Genomic DNA, 9,240 nt, shown 5'->3' with positions numbered 1-9,240 from the left:
GGAGGGCGGGGGAGAAACCCCAACCGCAACCACGACGGCGTCGCACACGACAACCGGGCCCCAGAGAACGCACCCCCGGCAAGAACTAAAGCCAGGCCGCGAACTCCAGCAGCAGTTCCCCGCCTTGACGGTCGCCCACGGAGAACGCCCACACGCCCGCCTCGACGGCCCGGAACAGGGCCCACCCGCGGACGCGGTCCCGGTCGACCTCGAGGGAGTCGGAGAGCTTGGCGACCCTCCGCCGGGCCGCGGACTGCGACCCCGGCGTGGCGACCAGCGTCTCGAGGCGGTCGCGGACGAGCCAGGCCAGGTCGTACGCGGGTTCGCCCGCGACCGGCTTGGGGTCGATGGCCAGCCACGGCACGCGGTCCGCGGCGAGCACGTTCCCGTGGTGGTAGTCGCCGTGCAGCAGCATGGCCTCGCCCGGGGCGGCCGCGCACAGTTCGTCGCGGACCGCGAGGGCCTCGTCGACCAGGGCCCGGGCCTCCTCCGGGACGTATGGCTGCTCGCGCCGCTCCCGCAGCAGTGCCGCCAGGCGCGCCGTGTGCTCGGCGACCGGCACGAAGGGGTGCCCCTCGCCCGGGGGGACCCAGAGCCGCTGCAGGGTGGCGCACGCCTCGAGCATCGCCTTCTGCTCGGGCAGCGAGCGCAGCGACACGTCGCTGTGCAGGCGTTCCAGGAGGAGCGCCCCCGCGTCGGGGTCGGCCTGCAGCAGGCGGACCGCGCCACGGCCGTCCCAGCGGGCGAGCGCGGCGTGCTCGTGCCGGGTCTCGTCGGTGACGAGGCCGACCTTGAGGGTCGCGGGGGTGTCGTCGGCCTGCCGTACGAGGACGACCATGCTGATCTGGCCGCCGGGGGAGAGCACCCGTTCCGGCGTCAGCTCCCAGCGCGCGAGGTGGTCCGCGACGCGCTCGGGGAGGCCGGCGAGCCAGGTGCGGCCCGCCTCGCCCTCCCAGGCGCTGACCGTGCGGACCAGCCGCTCGGGCGGTTCCAGGTGCTGGGGCTGTGGTGCCGAGGCCATGCGTGGGTACGTCCCTCCTGGTGCTAAACCTTCTCCGCTGCCGTCCGCGCGCGTTCGGCCAGCCCCGGGAAGGCTACGCTCCCCCCGCGCCAGCGCACGGCGCGGACCGCCGCCTCGCGCAGCGCGTCGGCCGCCCCGCGGCGCAGATCGGCGTCGGCGGCGCGCACGAGGTCCGCGTAGACCCCGGCGACCCGGTCCTCCAGTTCCGCGGCGAGACGCACGGCCGCTTTGCCGTCCGGCACGTCGAAGGGCAGGGCGTACGCGGGTTCGGCGGCGACGGGTTCGCCGCCAAGGTCGCCGACGGTGCGGCGCAGCGAGTCGCGGCGGGCGCGGTGCGCGTCGTACGCCTGCTGGGCCTGCTCGCCGAGTTCGCCGCCGACGCGGGCGCCGACGATGCCGTAGCCGTACACGGCGGCGTGCTCGGCGGAGAGTGCGGCCTGGACGGCCTTGAGCAGCGCTTGCTGTGCCATGGGTCGGGTCAGTGCTCCTTGAGCAGCAGGACGTGCCCGGCGCCGCAGGCGGCCACCGAGGCGAGCAGGCGGGCGAGTTCGGGCGGCGCGTCCAGGAGCGCGGTCGCCCGGGCGTCCGCGAGCATGCGTTCGGCCGCCGCCAGCGCGGACAACGCGGCTGCGGCCCCTGCGGGGACGGACGGCGAGGCCGACGGCGACGGGGAGGACATCGGCGAGGACGACGACGAGGGCGCGGCGGACGGTGACGCCGCCCGTGCCGACGTGCCGAACGCCTGGGCGTGGCGGGCCACTTCGGCCCGCAGCGGCTGCAGTCGCTGCGCGAGGTCCGGGTGCGCCGCGACGGTGGCGTCGTACTGCGCGAGCAGTGCCGCGCTGTCCCGGGCGGCCCGCTTGCGCAGCGCCGCGGTCGCGTCGGCGGCCGGCGAACCCTTCGCGGACGTCCCCTCGGGCCGTGTCCCGTCGGAGCAACCGCCGAGCAGTCCGGCGGCGGCCGGCAGGACGAGGGCGGCGCGTACCGCGCGCCGGCGGGGAATGTTGCTGAGCGGCACAGTGCCCCTTCCCGTGATCACCTCACGTGAGGGTACCCGCGCGACGCCCGGGGGCCGTGACGGCGCCCTCCGCTGCGCCGAATCGTCGTTCCGGGGCCTGAACCGATAGGCTTTGGCCCGACACACGACCTTCCACCACAACAGCACACGCGGCCGAGGAGTCACCCGGATGAGCACCACCCAGAGCGAGAGGCTGCGCGGGCTGCTCGAGCCGCTCGTCGTGAAGACGGGGCTCGAACTGGAAGAGGTCAAGGTGACGGCCGCTGGAAACCGGCGGCAGCTCCAGGTGATCGTGGACTCCGACGAGGGTGCGCCGCTGGACACGCTCGCGGAGCTGAGCCGGGAGATCTCGCAGGTCCTCGACGACGCCGACGCCATGGGCGGGGCGGCGTACCTGCTGGAGGTCTCCTCGCCGGGCGTGGACCGCCCGCTCACCGAGCCGCGCCACTTCCGCCGCAACGAGGGTCGGCTGGTCAAGCTGACGACGACCGCCGGTGACGAGCTGGTCGCGCGGATCCTCGCGGTCGACGAGGACGGGCTCGACCTGGAGGTCCCGGGTGTCAAGGGACGCAAGCCCAAACCCGCCCGTGCCTCCTTCGGCGAGATCGCCAAGGCACGGGTGGAGATCGAATTCAGTCGCAAGGACCCGGCCGGTGCCGATACTGACGGCGACGAGAGCATGGAGGAGGCGTAGCCGTGGACATCGACATGAGTGCCCTGCGGGGTCTGGTGCGGGAGAAGGAGATCTCCTTCGACCTGCTGGTCGAGGCGATCGAGTCGGCGCTCCTCATCGCGTACCACCGCGAGCCGGGCAGCCGCCGCAACGCGCGCGTGCAGCTCGACCGCACGAACGGGCACGTCACCGTGTGGGCCAAGGAGGACCCGTCGGAGACCTCCGAGGGCGCCGAGCCCCGGGAGTTCGACGACACGCCCAGCGGCTTCGGCCGGATCGCCGCGACCACGGCCAAGCAGGTCATCCTGCAGCGGCTGCGGGACGCGGAGGAGGAGATCACCTTCGGCGAGTACGCCGGCCGCGAGGGCGACATCGTCACCGGTGTGGTCCAGCAGGGCAAGGACCCCAAGAACGTGCTGGTCGACATCGGCAAGCTCGAGGCGATCCTGCCCGTGCAGGAGCAGGTGCCCGGTGAGGACTACAAGCACGGCACGCGCCTTCGCTCGTACGTCGTCCGGGTGGCCAAGGGTGTGCGAGGTCCGTCCGTGACGCTCTCGCGCACCCACCCCAACCTGGTGAAGAAGCTCTTCGCGCTGGAGGTCCCGGAGATCGCGGACGGTTCCGTGGAGATCTCCGCGATCGCCCGCGAGGCCGGGCACCGTACGAAGATCGCGGTCCGTTCCGGCCGCTCCGGACTGAACGCCAAGGGCGCCTGCATCGGCCCCATGGGCGCCCGGGTGCGCGCCGTGATGGCCGAGCTGAACGGCGAGAAGATCGACATCGTCGACTGGTCGGACGACCCGGCGGAGATGGTCGCCAACGCCCTGTCACCCGCCCGGGTGAGCAAGGTGGAGATCGTCGACATGGCCGCCCGCTCCGCGCGGGTGACCGTGCCGGACTACCAGCTGTCGCTGGCGATCGGCAAGGAAGGGCAGAACGCCCGCCTGGCCGCACGGCTCACCGGCTGGCGGATCGACATCCGGCCCGACACCGAGCTCGCCGAGCAGTAGCACCGGCGGGTAACCGATGAACGACCGTGCGTCGAATAACCCGGAGGGGTGAGGTCGGCGCGGGGAGGTAGACTAAGGATGTCTGGCCGGACGCATGACCCAGCACGCCCGGAGCGAACGTGCATCGGGTGCAGGGAGCGGGCGGCCAAGCGAGATCTGCTGCGTGTGGCGGTGGTCGGGGAATTCTGTGTTCCCGATCTTCGCGGTACGCTGCCCGGTCGGGGTGCGTATGTGCATCCCGACACCGTCTGTCTCGACCTGGCGGTCCGCCGCCGGGCGTTCCCGCGGGCCTTCCGGGCCCGGGGACCGCTGGACACCGCGGACCTCCGCGGCTACGTGGAGCAGGCACACCGTGAGTAGGCAGGAAGACCGTACGGGCGACCGTACGGCCAGGTACCCCGCGAGTTGGAAGTAGGTCGAGATTGCGATGAGCACTCGATGAGCACGCGATGAGTACGCCCATGAAGTAGCGACGGTCCGGCGGACGACCACCCCGGACCTCATGAAGGAGCGAAGTGGCTAAGGTCCGGGTATACGAACTCGCCAAGGAGTTCGGAGTTGAGAGCAAGGTCGTCATGGCCAAGCTCCAAGAACTTGGCGAATTCGTCCGTTCGGCGTCCTCGACGATCGAGGCGCCGGTTGTTCGCAAGCTGACCGACGCACTGCAGGGTTCCGGTGGCGGTTCCGCCTCCTCGAAGCCCTCGGCTGCCAGGCCCGCGGCGCCGCGCAAGGACGCGCCCGCAAAGCCGGCCACCCCCACTCCGGGTGCGCCGGCCCGTCCCGCTGCGCCGGCTCCCAAGCCGGCCACGGGATCAGCCCCCACTACCAAGCCCGCCGGTGGCCCCGCGCCGACGCCGGGCCCGCGCCCGACCCCGGGTCCCAAGCCGGCCCCGGCCAAGCCCGCGCCGGTCACCCCGGTGCCGCAGGCGGAGTTCTCCGCCCCGCCGGCCCCGGAGCGTCCCGCCCAGGAGCGCCCGGCCCAGGAGCGTCCGGCTCAGGGCGAGCGCCCCGCTGCCGGGCGTCCCGGCGGCCCCGGCCCGCGTCCCGGTACCCGTCCCTCCGGTCCCGGCCAGCGTGACGGCGGCCGTGGCCAGGGCGGCCCCGGTGCGCGTCCCGGTGGCCAGGCGCCGCGTCCGGGTGCCCCCCGTCCGGCCGGTCCCCGCCCGGGCAACAACCCCTTCACCTCCGGCTCCACCGGTATGCCGCGCCCGCAGGCGCCGCGTCCGGGTGGTGCCCCCGGCCAGTCCGGCCCGCGCCCCGGTGGCGCTCCGGGTGGTTCCGGTCCCCGTCCGGGTGGCGCTCCGCGCCCCGGCGGCGGTGCCGCCTCCGGCGGTCCGCGTCCGACCCCGGGCGGCATGCCCCGTCCGCAGGGCGGCGGCCCCCGTCCGAACCCCGGCATGATGCCGCAGCGTCCCGCTGCCGGCGGCGCGCCGGGTCGTCCGGGCGGTCCGGGTCGTCCCGGCGGTCCCGGCGCCCGTCCCGGCGGCGGTGCCGGTCGTCCCGGTGGCGGTGGCGGCGGCTTCGCCGGTCGTCCCGGTGGCGGTGGCGGCGGTGGCCGTCCCGGTGGTGGCGGCGGCTTCGGCGGTCCGCGTCCTGCCGGCGCCGGTGGTGGCGGTGGCGGCGGCTTCGCCGGTCGCCCCGGTGGTGGCGGCTTCGGCGGTCGTCCCGGTGGTCCGGGTGGCCGCGGTGGCACGCAGGGCGCCTTCGGCCGTGGCCCCGGTGGCCGTCCGGCCCGTGGCCGCAAGTCGAAGCGGGCGAAGCGCCAGGAGTACGAGGCCATGCAGGCCCCGTCCGTGGGCGGCGTGCTGCTGCCCCGCGGCAACGGCGACACCGTGCGCCTCTCCCGTGGTGCCTCGCTGACCGACTTCGCCGAGAAGATCGGCGCCAACCCGGCGTCGCTCGTCCAGGTGATGCTGAACCTCGGCGAGATGGTCACCGCGACCCAGTCCGTCTCCGACGACACGCTGCAGCTGCTCGCCGACGAGATGAACTACACCCTCCAGATCGTCAGCCCGGAGGAGGAGGACCGCGAGCTCCTCGAGTCCTTCGACATCGAGTTCGGCGAGAACGAGGGCGGCGAGGAAGCGCTCGTCGCTCGTCCGCCGGTCGTGACCGTCATGGGTCACGTCGACCACGGCAAGACCCGCCTCCTCGACGCGATCCGCAAGACCAACGTGGTCGCGGGCGAGGCCGGCGGCATCACCCAGCACATCGGTGCCTACCAGGTGGCCACCGAGGTCAACGGCGAGCACCGGGCCATCACCTTCATCGACACCCCGGGTCACGAGGCGTTCACCGCCATGCGTGCCCGCGGTGCCAAGTCCACCGACATCGCGATCCTCGTGGTGGCGGCGAACGACGGCGTCATGCCGCAGACGATCGAGGCGCTGAACCACGCCAAGGCGGCCGACGTGCCGATCGTGGTCGCGGTCAACAAGATCGACGTCGAGGGCGCGGACCCGACGAAGGTGCGCGGTCAGCTGACCGAGTTCGGTCTGGTGGCCGAGGAGTACGGCGGCGACACCATGTTCGTCGACATCTCCGCCAAGCAGGGCCTGAACATCGACAGCCTGCTGGAGGCCGTGGTCCTGACCGCGGACGCCGCGCTCGACCTGCGGGCCAACCCGGAGCAGGACGCGCAGGGCATCGCGATCGAGGCGCACCTCGACCGCGGCCGCGGTGCCGTGGCGACCGTCCTGGTCCAGCGCGGCACCCTGCGGGTCGGCGACACCATGGTGGTCGGCGACGCGTACGGCCGTGTCCGCGCGATGCTCGACGACAGTGGCAACACCGTCGACGAGGCGGGCCCCTCGACCCCGGTCCTGGTGCTCGGTCTGACGAACGTGCCGGGTGCCGGCGACAACTTCCTGGTGGTCGACGAGGACCGTACGGCCCGTCAGATCGCCGAGAAGCGCGCCGCCCGCGAGCGCAACGCGGCCTTCGCCAAGACCCGTCGCCGGGTCAGCCTCGAGGACCTGGACAAGGTGCTCAAGGCCGGCGAGGTCCAGCAGCTCAACCTCATCATCAAGGGCGACGCGTCCGGTTCGGTCGAGGCCCTGGAGTCCTCGCTGCTCCAGCTCGACGTCGGCGAGGACGTGGACCTGCGCATCCTCCACCGGGGTGTCGGTGCGGTCACCGAGACCGACGTCACCCTGGCGGCGGGCTCCGACGCCATCATCATCGGCTTCAACGTGCGGGCCGAGGGCCGCGCCACGTCGCTGGCCGAGCGTGAGGGCGTCGACGTCCGCTACTACTCGGTGATCTACCAGGTCATCGACGAGATCGAGGCGGCGCTCAAGGGCATGCTCAAGCCCGAGTACGAGGAGGTGGAGCTCGGCACCGCCGAGATCCGCGAGGTCTTCCGCTCCTCCAAGCTCGGCAACATCGCCGGTGTGCTCATCCGCTCCGGCGAGGTCCGACGCAACGCCAAGGCGCGCCTGCTGCGTGACGGCAAGGTCGTCGCCGAGAACCTCACCATCGAGGGTCTGCGGCGCTTCAAGGACGACGTCACCGAGATTCGTGAAGGTTTCGAGGGCGGTATCAACCTCGGCAACTACAACGACATCAAGATCGACGACGTCGTGGCGACCTACGAGCTGCGCGAGAAGCCTCGCGTCTGATCGAGGGACATCTGACCGGGGCCGGTTGGCGGAGGGAAAATTCCGTCGATCGGCCCCGGCCGTTGCCTTTACTGTGGTGATTGCTGTTCACGGTGTTCGCACCGTTCACGACGAGGCCCCACAGGTCGGCTTGACCTGATGCCCATGTATGTAGGGACGCTGTCCTTCGACCTGCTTCTCGGCGACGTCCGTTCGCTGAAGGAGAAGCGGTCCGTCATCCGGCCGATCGTGGCCGAGCTCCACCGCAAGTTCGCGGTGAGCGTCGCCGAGGTCGACCACCACGACCTCTACCGCAGGGCCGAGATCGGCGTGGCGGTCGTGTCCGGGGACCCCGGGCACATCAAGGACGTCCTCGGACGCTGCGAGCGCTGGATGGCCTCGCGCCCCGAGGTGGATCTGCTGTCGGCGCGGCAGCGGGTGCACGGGGACGACGACTGACACTCACGTTCCGAAGCGTGATGAGAAGAGAGAAGAGCACGCATGACCGACACCGCGCGGGCGCGCAAGCTGGCGGACCGCATCCGGGTCGTGGTCGCGGAGACGCTCCAGCGGCGGATCAAGGACCCGCGGCTGGGCTACGTGACGATCACGGACACCCGGGTCACCGGTGACCTCCGGGAGGCGACCGTCTTCTACACGGTCTTCGGTGACGACGAGGAGCGGGCCGCCTCGGCGGCGGCGCTGGAGAGCGCCAAGGGCGTCCTCCGCTCGGAGGTCGGACGGCAGACCGGCGTGCGCTTCACGCCCACCCTGACGTTCGTCGCCGACGCGATCCCCGAGAACGCGCGCACGATCGAGGACCTGCTCGCCAAGGCCCGCGAGGCCGACGAGGAGGTCCGCAAGACCGCCACGGACGCCACCTACGCCGGCGACGCCGACCCCTACCGCAAGCCGGCGGAGGACGAGGTCGACGACGAGGAGGACGGCGACCGATGAAGGACGGGCTTGTCATCGTCGACAAGCCGGGCGGTATGACCTCGCACGACGTCGTGGCCCGGCTGCGCAGGCTGGCCGGGACACGGCGCGTGGGGCACGCGGGCACGCTCGACCCCATGGCCACCGGCGTCCTCGTCATCGGCGTCGAGAAGGCCACCCGGCTGCTCGGGCACCTCGCGCTCACGCGCAAGGAGTACGAGGCGACCATCCGGCTCGGCCAGAGCACGGTCACCGACGACGCCGAGGGCGAGGTCACGGCCTCCGTCCCCGCGGACGGGGTCACCCGCGAGGCGATCGACGCGGGCGTCGTGCCGCTGACCGGGGACATCATGCAGGTGCCGTCCAAGGTGAGCGCCATCAAGGTCAACGGCGTCAGGTCGTACGCCCGCGTGCGCGGCGGCGAGGACTTCGAGCTGGCGGCGCGGCCGGTCACGGTGTCGTCGTTCGTCGTGCGGGACGTCCGGCACGTGCGGCACGAGGGCGGTGACGTGGTCGACGTCGACGTCACGGTCGAGTGCTCCTCCGGCACGTACATCCGGGCCCTCGCCCGCGACCTGGGTGCCGGGCTCGGCGTCGGCGGCCACCTCACCGCGCTGCGGCGCACCCGCGTCGGCCCCTACGGCGCCGGGCTCGCCCGTACGCTGGAGCAGCTCACGGAGGCGTTCGCGGTGCTGCCCATCGCGGAGGCCGCGGCGGCGGCGTTCCCCCGGTGGGACGTGGACGCCCGGCAGGCGCGACTGCTCGGCCACGGCGTGCGGCTGGACGCGCCCCCGTCCCTGGGGGCGGTGCCCACGGCGGTGTTCGGGCCGGAGGGGGAGTTTCTGGCGCTGGTCGAAGCGCGGGAGGGGCAGGCCAAGATCCTGGCCAACCTCGCCTGACGCTGCGCTTGCGGTGCCGGGTGTCTGTGGGGCCCGGTGTTTGTGTGCGGGTCGCTTGCGCCTGCGGCGGGCATCCCCCCACCC

The 9,240-nt window shown here is 72.8% G+C and carries 10 protein-coding genes; 7 read left to right on the top strand and 3 right to left on the bottom strand.

The window, feature by feature from the left end:
• Nucleotides 1-85 precede the first annotated feature (85 nt).
• From PV341_RS41100 to PV341_RS41090, 3 genes are read right to left on the bottom strand one after another with little or no spacing between them, the layout of a single operon-like run.
• The gene (locus PV341_RS41100; RefSeq protein ID WP_500325781.1) at nucleotides 86-1,021 is read right to left on the bottom strand and encodes an aminoglycoside phosphotransferase family protein; all 936 of its coding nucleotides are present in this window, start codon (nucleotides 1,019-1,021) and stop codon (nucleotides 86-88) included.
• Nucleotides 1,022-1,044: 23 nt separating this feature from the next.
• A complete protein-coding gene (locus PV341_RS41095) occupies nucleotides 1,045-1,491 on the bottom strand; it encodes a ferritin-like domain-containing protein (RefSeq protein WP_499514308.1) in 447 nt (148 codons plus the stop codon).
• An 8-nt stretch (nucleotides 1,492-1,499) separates the two neighbouring features.
• The gene (locus PV341_RS41090; protein ID WP_500325783.1) at nucleotides 1,500-2,060 is read right to left on the bottom strand and encodes a hypothetical protein; all 561 of its coding nucleotides are present in this window, start codon (nucleotides 2,058-2,060) and stop codon (nucleotides 1,500-1,502) included.
• A gap of 148 nt (nucleotides 2,061-2,208) precedes the next feature.
• On the opposite strand from PV341_RS41090, the gene rimP reads away from it, so the two are divergent.
• The 7 genes from rimP (at nucleotide 2,209) to truB (ending at nucleotide 9,156) form a co-directional block, all read left to right on the top strand.
• Entirely contained in the window at nucleotides 2,209-2,733 is a 525-nt protein-coding gene (gene rimP / locus PV341_RS41085) for a ribosome maturation factor RimP (protein ID WP_500325785.1), read from the top strand.
• 2 nt (nucleotides 2,734-2,735) lie between these two features.
• On the top strand, nucleotides 2,736-3,722 hold the full coding sequence (gene nusA / locus PV341_RS41080) for a transcription termination factor NusA (protein ID WP_500360506.1): 987 nt from the start codon (nucleotides 2,736-2,738) through the stop codon (nucleotides 3,720-3,722).
• Nucleotides 3,723-3,800: 78 nt separating this feature from the next.
• Entirely contained in the window at nucleotides 3,801-4,082 is a 282-nt protein-coding gene (locus tag PV341_RS41075) for a YlxR family protein (RefSeq protein WP_500325787.1), read from the top strand.
• Between the two features lie 155 nt (nucleotides 4,083-4,237).
• Nucleotides 4,238-7,342, top strand: coding sequence for a translation initiation factor IF-2 (infB, locus tag PV341_RS41070; protein ID WP_500325789.1), 3,105 nt, complete (start codon nucleotides 4,238-4,240; stop codon nucleotides 7,340-7,342).
• A gap of 144 nt (nucleotides 7,343-7,486) precedes the next feature.
• Nucleotides 7,487-7,780, top strand: coding sequence for a DUF503 domain-containing protein (locus PV341_RS41065; protein ID WP_018562639.1), 294 nt, complete (start codon nucleotides 7,487-7,489; stop codon nucleotides 7,778-7,780).
• A gap of 42 nt (nucleotides 7,781-7,822) precedes the next feature.
• Nucleotides 7,823-8,278 carry a 30S ribosome-binding factor RbfA gene (gene rbfA / locus PV341_RS41060; protein WP_500325791.1) on the top strand — a complete coding sequence of 152 codons (456 nt, stop codon included), beginning with the start codon at nucleotides 7,823-7,825 and terminating at the stop codon, nucleotides 8,276-8,278.
• Entirely contained in the window at nucleotides 8,275-9,156 is an 882-nt protein-coding gene (gene truB / locus PV341_RS41055; protein WP_500325793.1) for a tRNA pseudouridine(55) synthase TruB, read from the top strand. The genes rbfA and truB overlap by 4 nt, the downstream gene beginning before the upstream one ends.
• Nucleotides 9,157-9,240 lie beyond the last annotated feature (84 nt).

The sequence above is a fragment of the Streptomyces sp. PA03-1a genome, from assembly GCF_033792805.1.
Classification (GTDB): Bacteria; Actinomycetota; Actinomycetes; order Streptomycetales; family Streptomycetaceae; genus Actinacidiphila.
Note: the sequence above shows the minus strand (reverse complement) of the source record. Positions and strands in the feature narration are given on the sequence as shown.